Origin of the sequence: Pseudomonas sp. ICMP 561, from assembly GCF_002699985.1 — a bacterium.
GTDB classification, from domain to species: Bacteria; Pseudomonadota; Gammaproteobacteria; order Pseudomonadales; family Pseudomonadaceae; genus Aquipseudomonas; species Aquipseudomonas quasicaspiana.
On the sequence record NZ_LKBT01000016.1, the window covers coordinates 1 to 19,347 of the forward strand.

At 57.2% G+C, this 19,347-nt stretch carries 21 protein-coding genes; 13 read left to right on the forward strand and 8 right to left on the reverse strand.

Features of this window, described 5'->3' with window-relative positions:
* Positions 1-432 precede the first annotated feature (432 nt).
* The 3 genes from AO242_RS14150 to AO242_RS14160 form a co-directional block, all read right to left on the reverse strand.
* The gene (locus AO242_RS14150) at positions 433-1,092 is read right to left on the reverse strand and encodes a response regulator (RefSeq protein WP_099269206.1); all 660 of its coding nucleotides are present in this window, start codon (positions 1,090-1,092) and stop codon (positions 433-435) included.
* Positions 1,089-1,982, reverse strand: coding sequence for a sensor histidine kinase (locus tag AO242_RS14155; protein ID WP_099269207.1), 894 nt, complete (start codon positions 1,980-1,982; stop codon positions 1,089-1,091). Before AO242_RS14155 ends, AO242_RS14150 begins: the two co-directional genes overlap by 4 nt.
* A gap of 369 nt (positions 1,983-2,351) precedes the next feature.
* Positions 2,352-2,789, reverse strand: a complete 438-nt coding sequence (locus tag AO242_RS14160; protein WP_099269208.1) for a hypothetical protein — start codon at positions 2,787-2,789, stop codon at positions 2,352-2,354.
* A 553-nt stretch (positions 2,790-3,342) separates the two neighbouring features.
* Between AO242_RS14160 and AO242_RS14165 the strand changes: the two genes are divergently transcribed.
* The 6 genes from AO242_RS14165 to AO242_RS14190 all read left to right on the forward strand — a co-directional run bounded on the left by AO242_RS14165 (position 3,343) and on the right by AO242_RS14190 (position 8,581).
* The gene (locus AO242_RS14165; protein WP_027898954.1) at positions 3,343-4,272 is read left to right on the forward strand and encodes a chemotaxis protein CheV; all 930 of its coding nucleotides are present in this window, start codon (positions 3,343-3,345) and stop codon (positions 4,270-4,272) included.
* A gap of 173 nt (positions 4,273-4,445) precedes the next feature.
* On the forward strand, positions 4,446-5,255 hold the full coding sequence (locus tag AO242_RS14170) for an MOSC domain-containing protein (RefSeq protein ID WP_027898953.1): 810 nt from the start codon (positions 4,446-4,448) through the stop codon (positions 5,253-5,255).
* A 56-nt stretch (positions 5,256-5,311) separates the two neighbouring features.
* Positions 5,312-6,247, forward strand: a complete 936-nt coding sequence (locus AO242_RS14175; protein WP_099269209.1) for a 2-hydroxyacid dehydrogenase — start codon at positions 5,312-5,314, stop codon at positions 6,245-6,247.
* 234 nt (positions 6,248-6,481) lie between these two features.
* A complete protein-coding gene (locus tag AO242_RS14180) occupies positions 6,482-7,171 on the forward strand; it encodes a hypothetical protein (RefSeq protein WP_099269210.1) in 690 nt (229 codons plus the stop codon).
* Positions 7,172-7,420: 249 nt separating this feature from the next.
* Positions 7,421-7,987, forward strand: a complete 567-nt coding sequence (locus tag AO242_RS14185; protein WP_099269211.1) for a YbhB/YbcL family Raf kinase inhibitor-like protein — start codon at positions 7,421-7,423, stop codon at positions 7,985-7,987.
* A 99-nt stretch (positions 7,988-8,086) separates the two neighbouring features.
* Entirely contained in the window at positions 8,087-8,581 is a 495-nt protein-coding gene (locus tag AO242_RS14190) for a MarR family winged helix-turn-helix transcriptional regulator (protein WP_099269212.1), read from the forward strand.
* A gap of 213 nt (positions 8,582-8,794) precedes the next feature.
* Here the strand turns inward: AO242_RS14190 and AO242_RS14195 are convergent, their stop codons facing one another.
* The 3 genes from AO242_RS14195 to AO242_RS14205 all read right to left on the reverse strand — a co-directional run bounded on the left by AO242_RS14195 (position 8,795) and on the right by AO242_RS14205 (position 11,784).
* Positions 8,795-10,213 carry a short-chain fatty acid transporter gene (locus AO242_RS14195; RefSeq protein WP_099269213.1) on the reverse strand — a complete coding sequence of 473 codons (1,419 nt, stop codon included), beginning with the start codon at positions 10,211-10,213 and terminating at the stop codon, positions 8,795-8,797.
* Between the two features lie 145 nt (positions 10,214-10,358).
* Positions 10,359-11,015: a CoA transferase subunit B gene (locus tag AO242_RS14200; RefSeq protein ID WP_099269214.1), complete on the reverse strand. Its 657-nt coding sequence runs from the start codon at positions 11,013-11,015 to the stop codon at positions 10,359-10,361.
* A gap of 67 nt (positions 11,016-11,082) precedes the next feature.
* Positions 11,083-11,784 carry a CoA transferase subunit A gene (locus AO242_RS14205; protein WP_099269263.1) on the reverse strand — a complete coding sequence of 234 codons (702 nt, stop codon included), beginning with the start codon at positions 11,782-11,784 and terminating at the stop codon, positions 11,083-11,085.
* A gap of 125 nt (positions 11,785-11,909) precedes the next feature.
* On the opposite strand from AO242_RS14205, the gene AO242_RS14210 reads away from it, so the two are divergent.
* The 6 genes from AO242_RS14210 to AO242_RS14230 all read left to right on the forward strand — a co-directional run bounded on the left by AO242_RS14210 (position 11,910) and on the right by AO242_RS14230 (position 16,360).
* Positions 11,910-12,818: a LysR family transcriptional regulator gene (locus AO242_RS14210; protein ID WP_099269215.1), complete on the forward strand. Its 909-nt coding sequence runs from the start codon at positions 11,910-11,912 to the stop codon at positions 12,816-12,818.
* A gap of 161 nt (positions 12,819-12,979) precedes the next feature.
* On the forward strand, positions 12,980-14,350 hold the full coding sequence (locus AO242_RS14215) for a GntT/GntP/DsdX family permease (protein WP_099269216.1): 1,371 nt from the start codon (positions 12,980-12,982) through the stop codon (positions 14,348-14,350).
* Positions 14,351-14,515: 165 nt separating this feature from the next.
* A complete protein-coding gene (locus tag AO242_RS14220) occupies positions 14,516-14,911 on the forward strand; it encodes a RidA family protein (protein WP_099269217.1) in 396 nt (131 codons plus the stop codon).
* A gap of 92 nt (positions 14,912-15,003) precedes the next feature.
* Positions 15,004-15,207 carry a hypothetical protein gene (locus AO242_RS29305; protein ID WP_141562217.1) on the forward strand — a complete coding sequence of 68 codons (204 nt, stop codon included), beginning with the start codon at positions 15,004-15,006 and terminating at the stop codon, positions 15,205-15,207.
* 8 nt (positions 15,208-15,215) lie between these two features.
* Positions 15,216-15,650 (forward strand): DNA methylase, encoded by a 435-nt coding sequence (locus AO242_RS14225; RefSeq protein WP_257153437.1) that lies wholly within the window; start codon positions 15,216-15,218, stop codon positions 15,648-15,650.
* Positions 15,650-16,360, forward strand: coding sequence for a DUF72 domain-containing protein (locus tag AO242_RS14230; protein WP_099269264.1), 711 nt, complete (start codon positions 15,650-15,652; stop codon positions 16,358-16,360). Before AO242_RS14225 ends, AO242_RS14230 begins: the two co-directional genes overlap by 1 nt.
* Here AO242_RS14230 and AO242_RS14235 read toward each other — a convergent pair.
* Together AO242_RS14235 and AO242_RS14240 are read right to left on the reverse strand one after the other, a co-directional pair.
* A complete protein-coding gene (locus AO242_RS14235; RefSeq protein WP_176560625.1) occupies positions 16,324-17,316 on the reverse strand; it encodes an alpha/beta hydrolase in 993 nt (330 codons plus the stop codon). The genes AO242_RS14230 and AO242_RS14235 overlap by 37 nt on opposite strands.
* A 107-nt stretch (positions 17,317-17,423) precedes the next feature.
* On the reverse strand, positions 17,424-18,290 hold the full coding sequence (locus tag AO242_RS14240; RefSeq protein WP_099269219.1) for a LysR substrate-binding domain-containing protein: 867 nt from the start codon (positions 18,288-18,290) through the stop codon (positions 17,424-17,426).
* A 100-nt stretch (positions 18,291-18,390) separates the two neighbouring features.
* On the opposite strand from AO242_RS14240, the gene AO242_RS14245 reads away from it, so the two are divergent.
* The gene (locus AO242_RS14245; protein ID WP_099269220.1) at positions 18,391-19,329 is read left to right on the forward strand and encodes a DMT family transporter; all 939 of its coding nucleotides are present in this window, start codon (positions 18,391-18,393) and stop codon (positions 19,327-19,329) included.
* The last annotated feature ends 18 nt before the right edge of the window (positions 19,330-19,347 follow it).

The window sequence follows — 19,347 nt, forward strand, 5'->3', positions numbered from 1 at the left end:
AATGCCCCGCATCTTTCGATGCGGGGCATTTTCTTAAATCTGAAAGGAGTTGGCTAGGTTTTCACACAGTCTGTACCGGTCCGGGGTGTTACCGCTGTATTTGCTTTGCTTTTGATCTGCTTTTGATTTTGATCTCAGGCGCCCCGTTAAACCACGCCGGCCGGAATTCGATATTGCTGCGTGGGGCAAACCGGCAGGGATGCCGGTTTAGCCGCCTCAGGCCATGGATGGCCGGTGGCGGCGGCCCCACGCAGCAATGTCGGATTACGGGTATGCCGAGCGACAGCGAGGTGCCAAGTGGTGGGGCAAGAGCGTTTTGGTTACTTTTGCGCTCTATCAAAAGTGACGCGCTGTAAAAGCGCAACCAATATCAGCCGNGTTACCCCAACAACGGATATGTACACATAGATGATTGCGTGCAGACAACGCCGATCAATCATCCAGACTGATAATCCCTTCCCGCACACAAAACAGAACCAGCCCGGCCACGTCATGAATCTGCAAGCGCTTCATGACCTGGGCCCGATGGGTCTCCACCGTCTTGATACTCAAACCCAACCCACCGGCAATTTCCCGCGTCGACTTGCCTCGCACGATCAGACGCAGAATCTCCAGCTGCCGGGCCGTCAGATTATGGTTTTGCGGCGGTTCGTTCTTTCTCGCCTGAACCCCGATCAACGCCTGATTGATCACCGTATGGGCAATCGCCGGACTCAGATAACGTTCACCACTGCTCAACGCCAGTAACGCCTGCTCCAGCTCAGTCGCTGCCGCGTCCTTGAGCAAATAGCCATGGGCACCCGCTTCCAGCGCTCGCATGATCCGCGTCGGGTCGCTGTGCATGGACAGGATCAGCACCTTACTGTCCGGCAAGATACCCCTTAGCTCTTTCAGAGCATCGAGGCCGTCGACATCCTTCATGGAGATATCCAGCAGGATGATGTCGGGGTTCAACTCGGTAGCCAGCGCACTCAATTGCGCGCCGTCGCAGGCTTCGCCAATCACTGAGTAGCCTGGAATGTCGGCGACCAGAGCGCGAACGCCAGCCCTGATCAGTGAGTGATCATCAATCAACAGCAATGTGCAGGTCATCTGGCCTTCTTGTCTATGTTTGCTCGTTCATGAGCGCGCGGAACCCAAGGCAACAGCACATCGATACGCGTACCCTCGCCGGGTTCGCTGCGTATCGTCCATGTACCGTTGAGAAGAGCCACCCGTTCGGCCATGCCGGACATGCCTCGCTGCCCCTCACGCGCCGGGTCCGTGGCGGGTGAAAAGCCGACTCCGTCGTCGCTGATGTGCAGCTCCAGACCCTGTGGCAGGCGGCGCAGGCGAACCAGCAGATTGCTTGCGTGGGCGTGGCGCAACATATTGGTGACCGCTTCCTGGGTGATGCGAAACGCAGTAACCGTCATCTCTTCCGGGATGCCGGACAGTTGCTGTTTGCACTCCAGGCTCCAGCGCACCTGACTGTCCGCCAGGGTGCGCAGCAGATGCCCGCGAAGACTGGCTTCCAGTCCCAGACTGGTCAGCTGGCGAGGGTGCAGGATGGCTGATACGTCGCGAACCTTCGCCAGGGTTTCGTCCAGGGTGTTGTTGAGTTGCGCGCTGTGTTCGAGCAGTTCGGCAGGCAGACGGCGGCGTAGCCATTCCGATTGCATCTTTGCGGCAGTGAGCATCTGTCCAATGTCGTCATGCAGCTCGCGGCTCAGGCGATGCCGTTCTGTTTCCTGAACCTGCAGCATGTGGTCGGCCAGTTCCTGCGGCTGGAATCGAATTGACCGGCCATAGCGCAACTGCGCCTGCCAGACGCTGGCAAAGGTCGCGAGATTAAGCAGCAACAGGGCGACAGGGAAATCGTCCGAGGTCAGATACAGCGCGCTATTACCGATTGCTGCACCGATGCACAGAACGGCATTCAGCCAGAGAATGCTTCTGTTACCTGGCAGCCGATATCTGGAAATACTGGTAGGGGCGTGCATAGCGATGGAGCCATCGGGTGGTCACTGCGGAACAACCTGCCATTGAGGATGCCAGGTCAATGTCGGGCATGTCGTTTATCGTTGACTGCCTTGATCACTTATTTTTGTCTCGTCTTGCAGATTTGATCGCACATCCTGTGTCGTCATCATTGTGGCAATAATGCTTGGGGTCGTGATCTTACCTCAATGTTCAAAGTTTGAACGAGCTGCCTGACGTTACACCGGATAGTTGGCAAGGCTGACAGGCTTATCGTGTCCATGTCCACGAACAGCTCGGGAATACCGTGTTCATAACGCAGTGGGGAGGCTTTTTGTGGGGTGGGCGTGCTTTAACTCGTGATACACCGGCGCATTGGGGCCAGTCAAAGGTCATGACCGCAGTTGTTCCTGAACCGGTTTGGAGACTTCCTGTCCACAGGTATAAGCAAGCTGCCCCAACAATTCTTTTTGCTCGGTGTCATCCAGCAGCAATTGCCCGGTATGGGGATCAATCAACTCGAGTTGCCAGGCCAGAAGGGTCAGGCAGTTTTCAAGCGTCTGAAGGGCTTCGTCAGTCAGGCGCAGATTCGGATAATCGATACTCAGCATGCAGCGTAACTGACGAGCGAAATCGGCAGTGCTCGGGATCAGCGCGTTATCAGCGGTTTCCGACAGCTTGAACAGGGTGCCAAGCAGGCACTCCACGGCGTCCTGATCATTGCTGATCATTTCCAGGTGCGCGAGGCATTCCTGGCAGGTGCCCAGCAGCAATTGGGATTCATCAAAGAAATCGGGGTGGGCCTGTTGCCACTCTTTACCGTTCAGCATGGGTATCTCCATAGATCATGGATCGCTCCAGTGTAGTACCCGGCGCGCACTGCGGAACGTTAATGTGGATGTGAAGTGAAAGTCTGTAGGCCGCTTCCGAATGTTTCGAAATGGAAGGCTGTGTGACGAATATTCCGGTTGGATGGAGGGTGGTGAGACCGGCGGATAGAGCGGGCGCGGCGATACATTCACCACTTGCGGCGAATCGGGACGGCAGGTTTTTTGGGGTGGGCCGCGACGCAACCAAGACCTCAACTCCATTCCAAATATGAGAATGGTGTCACATTAATGGCTAAGCCGAGAGGCGCAAATCAGGTCGCCCCTGAGGGCTTCTAGGGTTTTCCCTTAGGGCGTAGAGCGATCGTCGCCTGCAGAAGAGGCGATGAAGGGCTGTTACTGGTCGGAATGAGCATCTGTCATTCGCCGATGAGTAAAGCATGATGTTAAATTGATATCAATTGTGTATTTAACCTTTCATCGCCTTTAAGTCCCGCTGTTTTCAGCCGATAACAACTTCGCAGACTCACTGTGACCCACGCTTCAGGAGCAAGAAATGGCTGGTATTCTCGACTCAGTAGATCAACGCACACAACTGGTGGGCGAGAACCGCCTTGAAATTCTCATGTTTCGCCTGGCGGGTCGGCAGCTGTTTGCGATCAACGTTTTCAAGGTTCAGGAAGTTCTGCAACTGCCTAAACTGACGCTGATGCCGCAACGTCACTCGTTTGTGTGCGGTGTGGTCAACCTGCGCGGCCAGACCTTGCCGGTGATTGACTTGTCCCAGGCCATCGGGATGAAGCCGCTGGTACCGGGGCCGAACAGCACCATTATCGTGACTGAATACAACCGCTCGGTTCAGGCTTTTCTGGTGGGTGGCGTTGACCGCATTGTCAACATGAACTGGGATGCCATCATGCCGCCGCCTGCCAGCGCTGGCCGTCAGCATTACCTGACCGCGATCAGTAAAGTCGACGATCAACTGGTTGAAGTCATCGACGTGGAAAAAGTCCTCGCCGAAATCGTGCCGTACAACGCCAAAGTGTCGAGTGAGAAACTCGAGGACCCTGTGCTTGCCGCTGCGGTAGGTCGCGAAATCCTGTTGGTGGATGACTCTAAGGTTGCACTCAGCCAATTGCGTGACACCCTGTCCCAATTGGGGCTGAAGCTGCATGTGGCCAGCGACGGTCTTAAAGCATTGAACATGCTCAAGGCCTGGGCCGACAGCGGTGAGGTCATGACCGAGAAGCTGTTGATGGTGTTTACCGACGCGGAAATGCCGGAAATGGATGGTTACCGCCTGACCACTGAAATTCGTAACGATCCACGGCTGCGCGAATTGTATGTGGTGTTGCATACCTCGCTGTCCGGCAGCTTCAACGAATCCATGGTGAAGAAAGTGGGTTGCGACAACTTCCTCTCCAAGTTCCAGCCCGACAAACTGGTGGACGTGGTTCGTGAACGTTTGATCATGGTTCAGGGTTGATCGCAACCAGGAACTGATCGCAGCCCAGGGCTTGACCGGCCCCAGCGAGCGAGAAGCCAGGCGCAGCATGGATCTGCGCGCTGGCTCGCATTGTCATGTCTCGCAACAGACAAGTTCGTATAAGCTTGTGGCCTTCATGATTCCGGCGATTTCAGCCGAACAAGGACCAGGCCATGTTGCATCTCAGCGCGCTCTACCGTTTCCCCCTTAAATCCTGCAAGGCTGAAGTCCTTCAGCAGGCGTCCTTTGACGAGTTGGGGATGACCGGGGATCGACGCTGGATGTTGGTGGACGAAGCCAGCGGGCGCTTTCTGACCCAGCGCGCCTTGCCGCACATGTCTCAGCTTTCTGCGCTGTTGAACGAAGACGGTGGTGTAATCCTCCAGGCACCGGGCTTTACGGCGCTGGATATTCCTGTCCCGCAAAATATCGAACAGTCTCTGCGCGGCGTTACTGTGTGGCGCGACACGTTGCGCGTGCCGGATGCCGGTGACGAAGCCGCTCGCTGGGTCAGCGATTTCATCGGCAAACCGACCCGCATGGTGTATGTACCGGCTGACCGCGCCCGGATGTTGCCCGGCGGTCTTGGTGTCGACGAAAAGCGCGTCGGGTTTGCCGACGGTTTCCCGCTGTTGCTGATCGGTCAGGCATCTCTTGATGATCTGTCAGCGAAGATTGGTCGTCCGCAGGAAATGCTGCGCTTTCGGCCAAATCTGGTGGTGGAGGGCGCTGAGGCGTTTGCGGAAGATGGATGGAAGCGCATTCGTATCGGCGATATCGAATTTCGCCTGCTCAAAGGGTGCACGCGCTGCATCCTCACCACCATCGATCCTGCCACCGGCGAGCGCAACGCCGATCGCGAACCATTGACCACCCTGAAAACCTATCGTGAGCGCGAGGGGGATGTCTGGTTCGGGCAGAATATGGTCAATGACGGGCCGGGTATCCTTGAAGTCGGTATGCCGGTGACCGTGTTGGAGTGACGCTCTGACTCGGGTTACTGTCCATTTTTTTTCCTTGGTTTGTTTCGGAGCCTTGCATGACAACCACAGTTCTGGTGCTGGTCGAGAGCGTCAACGAGTACCTGCCCATCCTTGAAAACAATGGTTATCGGCTGATTCTGGCGCCAACTCCGGCAACGCGTGCCGAAGCCATTGCCACGCGCAGTGAGGAAATCACCGTAGTGCTGACCCGAGGGCCGCTGGGGCTTTACGCGGATGAAATTGCAGCGCTGCCGCATTTGCAAATCATCTGCGTGCTGGGTGCGGGTTATGAACACGTTGACCTTCCTGCGTCGCAAGCGCGGGGTATTACGGTCACTAACGGCGCTGGTGTAAATGCACCGACGGTGGCCGATCATGCGATGTCGTTGCTGTTGTCCATCGTGCGGGATATCCCGCAGGCGGACGCATCGGTGCGCCGCGGTGAGTGGCGCAAGGTCACGCGCCCCTCGTTCGAGGGCAAGCGCCTGGGCATTCTCGGCCTTGGCGCGGTCGGCCTGGCCATCGCCCGGCGTGCAGCGGGTTTTGGCATGGTCGTGAGTTATCACAATCGCAAGCAGCGCACCGATGTGGATTTTGACTATTGCGCAACGCCGCTTGAACTGGCCAATGTTTCCGACTTTTTGATTATCGCTACGCCGGGTGGTGGCGGAACTCATCATTTGATCGATGCACAGGCACTTGATGCGCTAGGCCCCCACGGTTTTGTGGTCAACATTGCCCGTGCCAGCGTGATTGATACTGCTGCTTTGGTTGATGCCCTGCAGCAGCGGCGAATTGCCGGTGCGGCGCTGGATGTCTTTGACGATGAGCCTCGGGTTCCGGATGCGTTGAAGCGCCTCGACAACGTGGTGCTGACGCCGCATGTGGGCGGCTTGTCGCCGGAGGCTTCTGAAGCAACGGTGCAGATGGTGGCGGATAACCTGCAGGCGTTTTTTGCGGGTAAACCGGTGTTGACGCCGGTGCGTGGTTGACCGGAAAGCATTGATGGGCGTCTTCAACCAATAAACGCAGGCCGCACCATGAAGCATGATGTGGCCTGGAGGCGCTGATACACACGTCAAAGAAAGCTTTATAGCAAAGCGAATTAAACGGCAATTGATTAACGCTACGATGTTTCCAAAACTGTCATTTCTGACAGTTTTCCGGTTGAGTAGACGGTATTAGACTCAAAACTTGTTAGTGCACGATTAACAAGGAGAATCGTGATGGCTACTATAATTAACGAGTTGTCGTTCAGGGCCACCGTGCGGCTTTACCATAAAAACAGAACCGCTTATTTTGATTTCTCAAAAATCACGTCCAGTTTAGGCTCGTCTGACGCCGCGGCCATACCTGACTACGATTTGCAAGCAATGGCGCGACAGGTTTACTTTCAGGGCACTGAAGAACAAAGATACCTGAGTGCGACCACGATGCCTCGAGGGGGCACAGCCGCAACCCCTCGTCAGCAATTCTGGTTCATTTGTCGCCAGTTTGACGACGGACACACCAGCTATCAGATTAAAGCTCAACATGACATGTTTATTGATTTTAAAGGTTTGTTTAATGATCTTGTCACCGAGAAACGATCGCAATACAGCTCGCTGACCATGAGTCAGCAGTCCATTGATTATTATGTCGCTCCTTCCGGTAGTTCATCTGTCGAATGGAAGATCCTGTGCGATGGGCGCGCGCTGACTTCAAGTGTTTTAAAAACGGGTGTGATGGACAATATGTCGATCATTGCGCCCAATGGGAACACTGTAGGGATCAATAACTCGGTGACGTTCGGTCAGGATTGGTGGGCCTATGTTTCTTGCTGCAAGCTCAAAGAGCCACTTATCAGTGATCAAAAAGTCATCGTTCCGTTGACGCTGGATATCCTCGAAACCAATATCGGAGACCCTGTCGCCTGAAAGGACTAGCGCAGTAGTTTTACACCGTCTGCGTGGGGAGCGGCTCTAGCCGGGAAGAGGCCAGAACAATCAATGAATCTTTGTCTGGCGAACGGCAGCCTTACCGACTAACGCCGTTGCCGCGGTGTAGATTGCGACGGAGGCATGTCCTGGGCCGCCTCTTCTTTCTCGTTGACCTGCGCTAATCACTTTTTTAAATCCCCTCAGCAGGCTATCGTCCTGTCCCATGTGCAGAGGAGGATCGTCAGGATGCTGAGCCGTCTGTTAGGACGCGTTTTGCGCGGCCGCGGAGCCACTGAAAACAAACTGATCTGGAACCACAAAGCTGTGTCGTTTTCGCCGGTGGTCATCGACGTGCGCAGCCCTGCGTTTGCTTCAATGGCGCAGATTCCGCTGTCCCATGTTGGTTCGGCCAAGGGCGGTAATCTGTCGCCACCGCTGGTGTGGGAAGGACTGCCGACCGGCACAAAAGAACTGGTGCTGATCATTGAAGATGCCGATGCGCCGATACCCTTTGCGTTCGTGCATGCGATTGCCGTCGGCATTTCGCCGCAACTCAACGGTCTGCCTGTCGGAGCTTTGAGCAGCGCTTCCCGCGGCCTGCTGACCTTGGGGCGTAACACGTTTGGCGGTGCGACCTACATCGGGCCGCAGCCTCTGGTCGGGCATGGCCCGCATCGATACAGCTTTCAGTTGCTGGCACTGGATCGACAGTTGGATTTCGACGGTCCACCCAATCGTAATCAGTTGCTCAAAGCCATCGACGGCGCAGTCATTGGCCGTGGACGGCTGGACGGGATTCATGAGCGTGCCTGATGCCTCGCACGCGTCGGTCGTCGCTGTCGCTGTGCACGGAGATATGCCAGCATTGCCCACTGACAGCTCTTTGATTGACGTATTTCTGCGGGAAACTATATGAGCCAGAGTCAGACCCCGGTCGTTGCGTTGCAGATCCCCGACAGCCTGCGGATTGCACCGCGCGTGCTGTGTCATGCAACCAGCCTGCGCAAGGCGACCCGGCGTATTTCCCAACTGTACGACGCGGTTCTGGCGCCTTGTGGCCTGCGTTCTACGCAGCGTTCGATTCTGATCCAGGTTGCGCGCAATCAGGCACCGGCAGTGACCGAGCTGGCGGCAATTCTGGTGATCGATCGTTCGGCGCTGGCGCAAAACCTCAAGCCACTGGAGCGTGAGGGCCTTATCTCCGTAGGTATCGATCCGGAAGACAAGCGCAGCCGACGCGTGCGCCTGACTCAGGCCGGCGTGGACAAACTGCTGGAGTCTCAGGCGTTATGGGAACAGGCTCAGCAGTGCTTCGAAAAGTCACTGGGGCAGCAGCAGGCCTGTGAGTTGCGCGAGCTGTTGGCAAAAGTCGCCGCCCTGGATTACGGCGACGGTTGTTCAGCCTGAATGTCTGAACTCAAATGTCTTACGCAAACACAACACCTGTAGGAGCTGCCGAAGGCTGCGATGGCGGTCTCCCTGATACACCCCATCGCCTGCATCGCGGGCAAGCCCGGCTCCCACATAGACCCGGGCTTGCTTCGCGACAGCGCAGTGTCAGGGACGCAAGGCGATCTTCTGCAGAAAATGCTCCCCCAATTCAAACGCCTGTAAATAGGTCTACGGATGCATCGGCGGTATGTACGCCAGCGTCGCGCCCAGAATCCACAGCAGGAACAACACCAGCGGCGTGTGCACCAGCAACTGCACGAACGAGAAGCCGATCAAATCCCGAGCCTTCAAACCCAGCACGCCTAACAGCGGCAGCATGTAGAACGGGTTGATCAGGTTCGGCAGCGCTTCGGCGGCGTTGTAGATCTGCACGGCCCAGCCCAGGTGATACTCAAGGTCATTGGCGACCTGCATCACATACGGCGCTTCGATGATCCACTTGCCGCCGCCCGACGGGATGAAGAAACCCAGGACTGCCGAGTACACGCCCATCAGCAGCGCGTAGGTGTCATGGGAGGCGATGCTGGTGAAGAACGTCGAGATGTGATGCGCCAGGGTCTGTGCGTCCGTACCTTTTACGGTCGTCATCAATGCTGCGATCGAACCGTACAGCGGGAACTGGATCAGCACGCCCGTGGTGGTCGGCACCGCTCGCGTCACTGCATCAAGAAAGCTGCGTGGACGCCAGTGCAGCAGCGCACCGACCATGATGAACAGGAAGTTATACGTATTCAGACCGGAAATCGCCGTGATTGCCGGCTTGGTGGAAAACTCGTTGAAGATCCAGCCGGACGCCAGCAGCACCATCAGAATGATCAGCAGCGGGCTGTATTCCAGCCATTCACCCGGACGGGTACGCGCAGGTAACGCGGGCATGCTGAATGCTGGGTCGACGCCGCACGCCTGGGCATCTTTAGCGCTGTTCGGGCCCGGCGCTGTTGCGTAAGCCACGACCAGCGATACCACGACCAGCGCAGCCAGCAGCACGCCGGACTGCCAGAGGAAAATGGTTTCGGTGAACGGGATCACGCCGGTGATTGCCAGAATCGAAGGTGGAAGGCTGCCGGGGTTGGCTTGCAACTGTGCCGCCGAGGATGACAGACCCAACGCCCACACGGCGCCGAGCCCCAGATAGGCCGCTGCACCCGCTGCGCGATAGTCCATGCGCAAGTCGGTACGGCGGGCGAGGGCGCGAACCAGCAAGCCGCCGAACACCAGCGACAGGCCCCAGTTGAGCAGCGAGGCGACCATGGAGATCAGCGCAACCCAGGCCACTGCCGAGCGCCCGTTCTCTGGAATACGCGCCAACCGATCAATGAGCTTGACCGCAGGAGGCGAGCTGGCCACCACATAACCGCCAATCACCACGAAGGCCATTTGCATGGTGAACGGGATCAGACTCCAGAAGCCGTCGCCAAAAGCTTTGGCAGCGTCGGCAGGTCTGGCACCCATGGCCAGAGTGGCAACCGTGACGATGACCACCGCGAGCGCGGCGAACACCCAGGAATCCGGAAACCAGCGCTCCGCCCATTTGGCGCAACGCAGGGCGAAACGAGCAGAGCGGCTATCTTCGATATCGGCGGCCACGGGGTTGTCCTCTTGTATTTATTATTGGGGGTTGAATCTATAACGGGTGGCTTTTGTAGGAGCTGCCGAAGGCTGCGAAAACGGCATCTCTGACACACCGCTATCGCAGCCTTCGGCAGCTCCTACAAGGGACTATTGATCCCAATCAGAAAATCATCTCAACCACATCATCCGGCACGATCAATTTTCCGGCGGTCTTGGCGATGATTTCTTCAACGCTCACGCCCGGTGCGCGTTCGCGAAGAATAAAAGCACCGTTTTCGATTTCCAGATACGCCAGGTCAGTCAACACCTTGCGAATGCAGCCAGCACCGGTCAGGGGCAGGCTGCAGCGGGTGAGGAGTTTGGACTCTCCGTCCTTGGACGCATGGGTCATGGTGACAATGATATTGTCGGCACCGGCCACCAGGTCCATGGCACCGCCCATGCCTTTGACCAGTTTGCCGGGGATCATCCAGGAGGCGATATTGCCTTCCACGTCGACTTCGAAGGCCCCCAGAACCGTGAGGTCCACATGGCCGCCACGGATCATGGCGAAGGACTGGGATGAGTCAAAAATCGATGCGCCGACGCGGGCGGTTACGGTCTGCTTGCCAGCGTTGATCATGTCGGCATCGATGGTTTCTTCGGTGGGGAATTCGCCCATCCCCAGCAGGCCGTTTTCCGACTGGAGCATGACGTCGATGTCGGTGGGGACGTAGTTGGCCACCAGCGTCGGAATGCCGATTCCGAGGTTCACGTAGTAGCCATCCTTGAGTTCGCGTGCAACGCGTTGAGCCATTTGTTCGCGGGACAGTGCCATGGTCTGAAGTCTCTTTGTTGTTTTTGTGCCGCTGCCTGTGCAAGGCAGCATCCGGAGCCGGATTGCGTCAGGCTTTTTTGACGGTGCGCTGTTCGATGCGCTTCTCGAAAGTACCGAGAATGACCCGGTCGACATAAATACCTGGCGTATGAATCTGCGAAGGTAACAGCACGCCCGGTTCAACAATTTCTTCGACTTCGACCACGGTGATCTTGCCCGCGGTCGCTACCACCGGGTTGAAGTTCTGTGCGGTATGACGATAGATCACATTACCGAAGTGGTCGGCTTTCCAGCCTTTGACGATGGCGAAGTCGCCAGTAATGGCTTCTTCGAGGATGACGTTGCGGCCATTGAACTGGCGGGTTTCCTTGCCTTCAGCGACCGGCGTGCCATAGCCCGTTGCGGTGTAGAAGGCTGGAATGCCAGCGCCGCCTGCGCGCATTTTTTCGGCGAGCGTACCTTGGGGAGTGAGTTCGACTTCCAGTTCGCCGCTGAGCAACTGACGTTCGAACAGCGCGTTTTCGCCGACATAGGAGGAGACCATCTTACGAATCTGGCGATCTTCGAGGAGGATGCCCAGACCAAAGCCATCGACGCCGCAGTTGTTGGAAACAACCGTCAGGCCTTTCACGCCCATGCGCTTGATTTCTGCAATGAGGTTTTCCGGGATGCCACAGAGGCCGAAGCCGCCGCACAGCACCGTCATGTTGTCGGTCAGCCCGGCGAGGGCTTCCTGATAAGTCGCCACTCGTTTGTCGAGTCCAGCCATGATGATCCGCCTTTTATAGTTGTGGTCGACGGTCTGGCCGTCGGGGGAGCGTTGCGACATCTTCTCTTGAGGGGAGTGTTTTGTTAATTTTGTTTTTCTGATCGATTAATAAGAAAAGCAAATATATGAACGTCAAACAGTTAAGGGCTTTTCTGGCCGTTGCCCAGTATTTGAGCTTTGCCCAGGCGGGGGAGCGGCTGCATGTGTCGCAACCCGCGCTGAGCCTGACCATCAAGAGTCTTGAGGACGATCTGGGCGGGCAATTGCTGAGCCGCACCACGCGTACGGTCAGCCTTACGCCCGAGGGTGAAACCCTGCTGCCGCTGGCCCGGCAACTGCTGGCTGACTGGGACAACGCTGAAGAATTGCTGCGTCAGCGCTTTACCCTGCAACTGGGCAAAGTGTCGGTGGCCGCCATGCCATCGTTTGCCGGTAACCTGCTGCCTGGCGCGCTCAAGGTGTTTCGCAGTCGCTACCCACGAGTCAATGTAGCCGTTCATGACCTGATCAACGAAGAAGTGCTGGAAATGGTCCGTCATCGGCGAGTTGAACTGGGCATCGGTTTTGAACCTGAGTCCAGCAACTCGCTGGTGTTCACGCCGTTCTATACCGATCGCTTTGTTGCAGTGGTGCCGCAGGATTCGCCATCGGCACAACGCAAGGAAATCACCTGGCAAGAACTCTTGCAGGAAGACTTCATCGCCTTGCAGCGGCCTTCAGCAGTGCGTTTGCTGCTGGAACATCATCTGCAAGCGCAGCACGGCAAGTTGTCCGTTGCGTTTGAAAGCCATCAGTTGTCGACTATTGGCCGCATGGTCGCCAGTGGTCTGGGCGTCAGCGCGGTGCCCTCATTGTGTATTCAGCAGATGCACGAACTGGGCGCGCATTGCATTGCGCTGGTGGGGCCTGCAATTGAGCGGCCTATTGGGCTGATGATGCTTGCCGATCACAAGTTATCGGCCGCTGCTCAGGCATTGCGCGAGGTGCTGATCGAGCATGCCCAAGCGCAGGTTCCTGGTCTGCTGCACGTCTAAGTCGGGTCTGTTGATCCAGAAGTGGATCACTCGAGACGGGGGCGAAACTGTCACAAACTTCACATTCGCGCATCTGGCGTTCCGGTATCGTGCTGCAGAATTACAACTAAATGTTTCTGCAGTGCTCTTGACCGCAGGGACCGACGATAAGGAAGAGTGCCTTGGATGTTTCTTCTGCTGCCTGGCTGGTGCACGACACCCGCCTGATTATCTGCTGCCTGATCGCGATTGCCACCATCATCGTGCTGATCAGCGCCACTAAACTTCCGCCATTTCTTTCGATTCTGATCGGCACGTTTATCGCGGGGATCGGTGCCGGTCTGCCTGCCGAAGAAGTCGCCAAGGCCTTCAGTAAAGGCGCAGGCGGAATTTTGGGTGAGGCTGGATTGATTATCGCGCTGGGTGCGATGCTCGGCGCACTGATGGCTGAATCGGGCGCTGCGGACCGTATCGCCACTACGTTGCTGGGGTTTGGCAAGGGCAGGTCGTTGCCTTGGGTGATGGCCCTGGTGGCCATGGTTATCGGTCTGCCGCTGTTCTTTGAAGTCGGTCTGGTACTGATGGTGCCGATCATTTTTGTCATGGCCCGACGCTCTGATCAGCCTTTACTGAAAATCGCGATTCCGGCTCTGGCAGGCATGACCACCTTGCATGCATTGATGCCGCCGCATCCGGGACCGCTGATTGCGGTCAGCGCGCTGCATGCCGACCTTGGGCTGACCATGCTGCTGGGCATCTGCATTGCGGTTCCGGCGGTGATTCTTGCCGGTCCTTTGTACGGCAACTGGTTATCCAGACGCATGGACATCAAGGAACCGGCCGAGTTGGGCGAATTATTCTCGACCAAACCTGACGTGACCCGTCAGCCGGGTTTTGGTATTTCGCTGCTGATTATTCTCTTGCCGGTGATCCTGATGCTGGGGAGCACGCTGGCCAAGATATTCATGGCCCCGCACAGCTCGCTGGCGCTGACCCTGAAGTTTCTCGGCGAGCCCCTGGTTGCGTTGAGCATCGCGGTTATTGCGGCGGTCATTTGTCTGGGCTGGGCCAATGGCTTGACGCGCGAGCACGTGAACGGCACTTTGCGTAAAAGCCTGGCACCGATTGCAGTCCTGCTGCTGACCATCGGTGCGGGCGGCGGGCTCAAGCAGACGTTGCTGGATGCTGGCGTGAGTCAGACCATCAGCAAGGTCGCAGAGGGTGCGCATATTCCATATCTGTTGCTGGCCTGGCTGATCGCAGTGGCGCTGCGTCAGGCCACCGGTTCAGCGACCGTCGCGACGACCACCACGGCGGGTATTCTTGCGCCGATGATGGCGGGGCTGGCGGCAACGCAAAGCTCACTGGTGGCGCTGGCGATTGGTGCAGGCTCGGTGTTCTTTTGCCACGTCAACGATGCGGGTTTCTGGATGGTCCGCGAGTATTTTGGTCTTCAGTTGAAGCAGACGCTCTGGGTCTGGTCGGTACTGCAGACCATTGTGTCAGTGGTGGGGTTGGTGGGCACGCTGCTGTTATGGTGGTGGTTGACGTAGTTCACTTGCAGCACGTTCTCGTGTCGTATATCAACATTCTGTAGGAGCTGCCGAAGGCTGCGATTGGCGGTGTATCAGAAAGAATGCTTTCGCAGCCTTCGGCAGCTCCTACAGGGATACACTCTGCTCAGAGATTTAATCTTTGACAGAGCTAAGGAAACCTCCATGCCAGATCGCGAAATCATCATTCCACCGTCCATGCGCAATATCGTCGAGCGCGCGGGGTATGTTCCGGCGGTCAAGGTTCAAAGCACGCTTTACTGTGCCGGGCAGATCGGACGCACGCCCGACCTTGAGGTCATTGCCGATCCTGAACAACAGTTCATCGCCTGCTGGGAAAACCTGCGCACTGTGCTTGCCGAGGGCGGTTGCAGCTTTGAGGACGTGGTAGAAATGACCACTTTTCACGTGTCCATGAGCGAGCACATGGCCGTTTTTCGTGACGTCAAAGAGCGCCTGTTCCCCCGCGGACTGTGTGCCTGGACGGCCATTGGTGTATCAGAACTGGCTGTCCCGGGGCTGCTTCTTGAGATCAAGTGCATCGCTGTTCAACGCGGCTGATCAGGCCAGGACCAATCATCAAATAAACCGAACTCGTGGGACGGTGTTGATTCCAAACAGGGTATTCATTCAACTATCTCGCGAGGAACATCATGAGTAGAGACCCTGTAGACAGCCAGGCCGCCCAGACTCCCGGTCCGAATCCCAACCCGAGCGAATCGGATGGCAGGTCCACGTCCGACAATTCGGATGGCAGGTCCACGTCCGACAATGATGTGCGTGAGGCCGATATCAATGAAGTCGAGCCCGATGATCCCGATGTAGCGGGTGATGACGCTTCAGATAGCCCAAGCTGACACGTACCGTGGCGAGCAAGGTCATCACGGCCCAAGACCTGGCGATCGACCTGAAGAGCGGTGACGAAGTCGCTCTGTTCAAATGGTTTATCGCCAGTTTTCTCATGGGCAAGCGTATTCAGGCGGATATCGCAGCGCAGGCTTATCGGGTCATCGTCGATCAGCATGGTTGCGACACGCCGCGTAAAATGGCCAGCCAGTCCCATCGGCAACTGGTTGCGATGCTTGGTGAGGCGCACTACGTGCGTTATGACGAGACGACGGCAACACGTTTGACTGCCATGAGCAAAAAGCTTATCGAGGAATATGCCGGAAAGATTGGCGAAATCCATAGTCGCAGTGGAAGCCGCAGCGGATTCGAAAAGTGCCTTGCCGAGTTCGACGGAGTAGGGCCAAAGACCGTCGAAATATTCATGCGCGAAGCCGGCGAGGTGCTGTATTGATTCAGGTCGGCTGCGCTGGCTGGAGCTTGCCCCGCGAGCACTGGCCTGAGTTTGCCGAAGAAGGTACACACTTGCAGCGCTACGCCTCCTCGTTATCGGCGGTCGAGATCAACAGCTCTTTTTACCGCCCGCACCGTCCGCAAACCTGGCAGCGTTGGGCTGAGAGCGTGCCTGCGGGCTTTCGTTTCTCCGTGAAAATGCCCAAGTCAATTACTCACGAACATCGTCTTCAGGGCTGTGAGCATCTGCTTGAGCAGTTCCTGACTCAGTGCCTGCATCTGAAGGACAAGCTGGGCTGCCTCCTCGTGCAGTTACCGCCCTCACTGACTTATGACCCGACAATCGCAACGGCTTTCTTTGAGGCCTTGCGGAAGGGTTATGACGGCAGCCTGGTGATAGAGCCGCGTCATGCGAGTTGGCGCGATGCCGAGTCGTTGCTCAATGTTTTTCAGGTCGGTCAGGTGGCGGCAGACCCTTCACCCATTACCGGTGGAGATACGCCGGGAGGCTGGTCGGGTGTTCAGTATTGGCGACTTCACGGTTCGCCACGCCTTTATCACAGTGCTTATGAACTGGCGTACTTGCAGGAACTGGCGGTGAAATTGAAGACCGCTGCCGACGCTGGCCTGGAAACCTGGTGCATCTTCGACAACACCGCCAGCGGGCACGCCGTTCACGATGCGTTATTGCTGCGCAGATTTCTGGCTTGAGCAGACGGTTGTTCTTTCGAATGAGTGCTTTCCGGCCTCGTTGCATTCGCAGGCACCGCACTGGATTTGAGTAAGGCCTGAATGGCCTGGCTGTACGCCTGACGGCCCACTCGCATGCTGTTGTTATGAGTCCCGCCTGGCACCAGCAATAGCTTCTTGGGCTCCTGCGCCGCGGCAAACAACTCCTCGCTGAAGCGCGGCGGTACATATCGGTCGTCCATGCCGTGCACGATCAACACTGGCATTTGGATGTCGGCGATCTTGTCGACGGAGTCGAATTTCTGTGACAGCAACCAGCGTACGGGTAATGAGGTGTAGTTAGTGGCCACTGCGGTGGCGACGTCAGCGAGGGTGGTGAAGGTCGATTCGATGATCAGCCCACGCGCCTGTGCCGGTTGCGTGCCGTCCTGAGTATCGCGCCCCAGTTCGGCAGCCAGATCCACAGCCACTGCCCCGCCCAGGGAATGGCCGTAAATCAGCCGACGGCTGGCGTCCGGTTGCAGAAGCTTGAGGCGCTCCCAGGCGATGCGGGCATCTTCATAGACGGTGCTTTCTGAAGGAAGCGGGCCACGACTTTCGCCGAAGCCACGGTAGTCGATTGCCAACACCGAGAAACCCAGCGCGTGCAGCTCTTCGATACGAAACAGTTGGCCGGTCAGGTTCCAGCGTGATCCGTGCAAGTAGAGGACGGCTGGGGCATCTTTGCGATTGGCAGGCCACCACCAGCCGTGAATGCTTTGCGACAGGCCGAATTGCGGAGCTTTGAGTTCCAGTTCCTGCACATTGGCCGGTAGCCCGCTGTACCAACTGGCGGTGCCGGGTTCAATGCGGAACACCAATTCCCGCTCGGTGTGTTCCAGGACGGAGCAGCCCACGGGCAAACCAATGATGAACACCAGCATGCAGGTCCAGGTAAGCCAGCGCGCCCGGATACGAGCCAGAGAAAATATGGCCATGAATTACTTCCCCCGACTTTTCAAGCGAAAGGCTGACTGTAACGGCGTTGTCATGATACCGATTGATTGATCGGTTACAGAATATTGCGGGCGCAGTCGGTCTGATTTCATGGGCGGAAATGATCGTTGATCAGGCCGGTCATTATTTCGCAGGCGGCGCTGGGCACTCCTGGAGCCTTGACCAGTTGTCGTTCATGCAGCGGGAGGGGTGGCAAGCCTTCATCCCGACCGAGAATGCGCATCTGCGCGCTGACCCGGCTGCGGTCAATGATGCCGATAGCCAGTCCGGCGCAAATAGCCGTTTCCAGCGCGCTGGAACTCGCCGACATGACCACGGTGCGCCAGGCTCTGCGGATCTCATTCAGCGTGTTAACAGCGACGCTGCGGTAAGGGCAACCTTCGCCGTGCAGTGCCAGGGGTACGGGTTTGTCATGTGCCAGTTGGTAGCCTGGAGCGGCGACCCAGACGGGCTCGGTGGTCCCGAACGTATGCAATGGCCGGTCAGCGCTGGCGGTCTCGATTGGTACCACGAGCAGCGCCAGATCCAGCTGGCCGCGCTGCAATTGCTCATTCAGCCGACCGCTGGAGGCGGTTTCGACTTCAAGCTCTATTTGCGGGTAGCCGCTGGTCAATGGGCTTAGCGTGCTGTGTAACAGGCTCGCTGCATATTCTTCGGAAATGCCTAACCGCACCCGCCCGTTGATCGTCGGGCTCGCGAAACCGGCCAGCAGCCGATCATGCACGTGCAGCAGTTCGGCGCTTTGCAAGGCGAAGCGACGCCCTAGAGAGGTCAGGGTGACGGTCTGGTTATCCCGTTCCAGCAAGCGGCCACCGGCAATATCCTCCAGACGTCGAATATGCAGGCTCACTGCTGAAGGACTGCGATTGAGAAAAGTTGCGGCGGCAAGGAACTGCTCGAAACGCACCACAGCTTGAAAGGTACGCAGAAGCTCGATATCCAGCGTGCTTTGCATGGTTTATAAATCCTGCATTAGTGATGCTGATCATTTCGTTTGATTGAAGTGCCTGCCCATTCTTAACATCACGCTCATTCAGCGCAATAGGGGATGCTCAATGAATGGGCAGACGGTCGAAATTATTGATCAGGCCAGTACGCCAAAGACTTCATCGGTTTCTGGATCCAGGTGGGTCAGTGGTGTGCTGTTGGCTGCCATGGTGCTGAGCTGGAGTTCGGGTTTCATTGGCTATCGCTATGCCTTGGAGCACAGCGGGGTAATGTTGGTGACCTTCTGGCGATTCGTGCTGGCGGCGTTGTTGCTGTTCCCGTGGGTATTGGGCTCGTTGCGTGAGCTGACCTGGGCCATCGTGCGGCAGCAGATGCTGGTAGGGCTTTTGGCGATTGCCGGTTTCATTGCTGCGATTGCCTTGTCCATCGAACTTGGCGTGGCGCCCGGCACCAGTTCCCTGATTGCCAACTTGCTGCCGCTGAGCATTGTGCTGTCGGCCGGGCTCATCCCCGGCCAGCGTACTCGTGGCTGGCAATGGCTTGGCGTGGGGTTGTGTATCGCCGGAATGCTGATTGCCAGCGCCGCGAGTGTCGAGTTTTCCGATGCGCCATTGTGGGCCTACGGCTTACCGGCTCTGGCCGTCCTGTCGCTAACCGCAGCAACGATCTATCAAAAGAAGACGCATCAAAAGGAGACACCGTCCTTCACGGTTCCCGCTATGACTTCGCTGTTTATACAGATATGCGCGGCCTTGCCGGTGTTCGCGGTGTTGTCGATGCTGGAAGGTGGGATTGCGCCGGTGTTGTCCTTTGGCTTTGGCGCCGCCGTGCTATGGCTGGTGATCTGCTCAACCCTCGGTGGATACGGCTTTTACTGGCTGTGCCTGAAGCGATTCAACATGCAAAGCGTCAGCGGAGCGCTGTTTCTGACGCCTCCCGCAACGATGATCTGGGCCTGGCTCCAATTCGGCAATCCTTTGAGTACGGGTGCAATAGTGGGTGTGGCGCTGACACTGGTCGGGCTGCCATTCCTGCGCAGACGCTGAGTGACGGCTAAGAAAGAC

Bases quoted from the DNA above. Each gene is read 5' to 3' on its own strand.
- AO242_RS14160 (WP_099269208.1), bottom strand. From the start codon at position 2,789: ATGCTGAACGGTAAAGAGTGGCAACAGGCCCACCCCGATTTCTTTGAT.
- AO242_RS14180 (WP_099269210.1), top strand. From the start codon at position 6,482: ATGGCTACTATAATTAACGAGTTGTCGTTCAGGGCCACCGTGCGGCTT.
- AO242_RS14165 (WP_027898954.1), top strand. From the start codon at position 3,343: ATGGCTGGTATTCTCGACTCAGTAGATCAACGCACACAACTGGTGGGC.
- AO242_RS14220 (WP_099269217.1), top strand. From the start codon at position 14,516: ATGCCAGATCGCGAAATCATCATTCCACCGTCCATGCGCAATATCGTC.
- AO242_RS14155 (WP_099269207.1), bottom strand. From the start codon at position 1,982: ATGCACGCCCCTACCAGTATTTCCAGATATCGGCTGCCAGGTAACAGA.
- AO242_RS14200 (WP_099269214.1), bottom strand. From the start codon at position 11,015: ATGGCACTGTCCCGCGAACAAATGGCTCAACGCGTTGCACGCGAACTC.
- AO242_RS14245 (WP_099269220.1), top strand. From the start codon at position 18,391: ATGAATGGGCAGACGGTCGAAATTATTGATCAGGCCAGTACGCCAAAG.
- AO242_RS14185 (WP_099269211.1), top strand. From the start codon at position 7,421: ATGCTGAGCCGTCTGTTAGGACGCGTTTTGCGCGGCCGCGGAGCCACT.
- AO242_RS14210 (WP_099269215.1), top strand. From the start codon at position 11,910: ATGAACGTCAAACAGTTAAGGGCTTTTCTGGCCGTTGCCCAGTATTTG.
- AO242_RS14235 (WP_176560625.1), bottom strand. From the start codon at position 17,316: ATGGCCATATTTTCTCTGGCTCGTATCCGGGCGCGCTGGCTTACCTGG.
- AO242_RS14240 (WP_099269219.1), bottom strand. From the start codon at position 18,290: ATGCAAAGCACGCTGGATATCGAGCTTCTGCGTACCTTTCAAGCTGTG.
- AO242_RS14150 (WP_099269206.1), bottom strand. From the start codon at position 1,092: ATGACCTGCACATTGCTGTTGATTGATGATCACTCACTGATCAGGGCT.
- AO242_RS29305 (WP_141562217.1), top strand. From the start codon at position 15,004: ATGAGTAGAGACCCTGTAGACAGCCAGGCCGCCCAGACTCCCGGTCCG.
- AO242_RS14190 (WP_099269212.1), top strand. From the start codon at position 8,087: ATGAGCCAGAGTCAGACCCCGGTCGTTGCGTTGCAGATCCCCGACAGC.
- AO242_RS14170 (WP_027898953.1), top strand. From the start codon at position 4,446: ATGTTGCATCTCAGCGCGCTCTACCGTTTCCCCCTTAAATCCTGCAAG.
- AO242_RS14205 (WP_099269263.1), bottom strand. From the start codon at position 11,784: ATGGCTGGACTCGACAAACGAGTGGCGACTTATCAGGAAGCCCTCGCC.
- AO242_RS14175 (WP_099269209.1), top strand. From the start codon at position 5,312: ATGACAACCACAGTTCTGGTGCTGGTCGAGAGCGTCAACGAGTACCTG.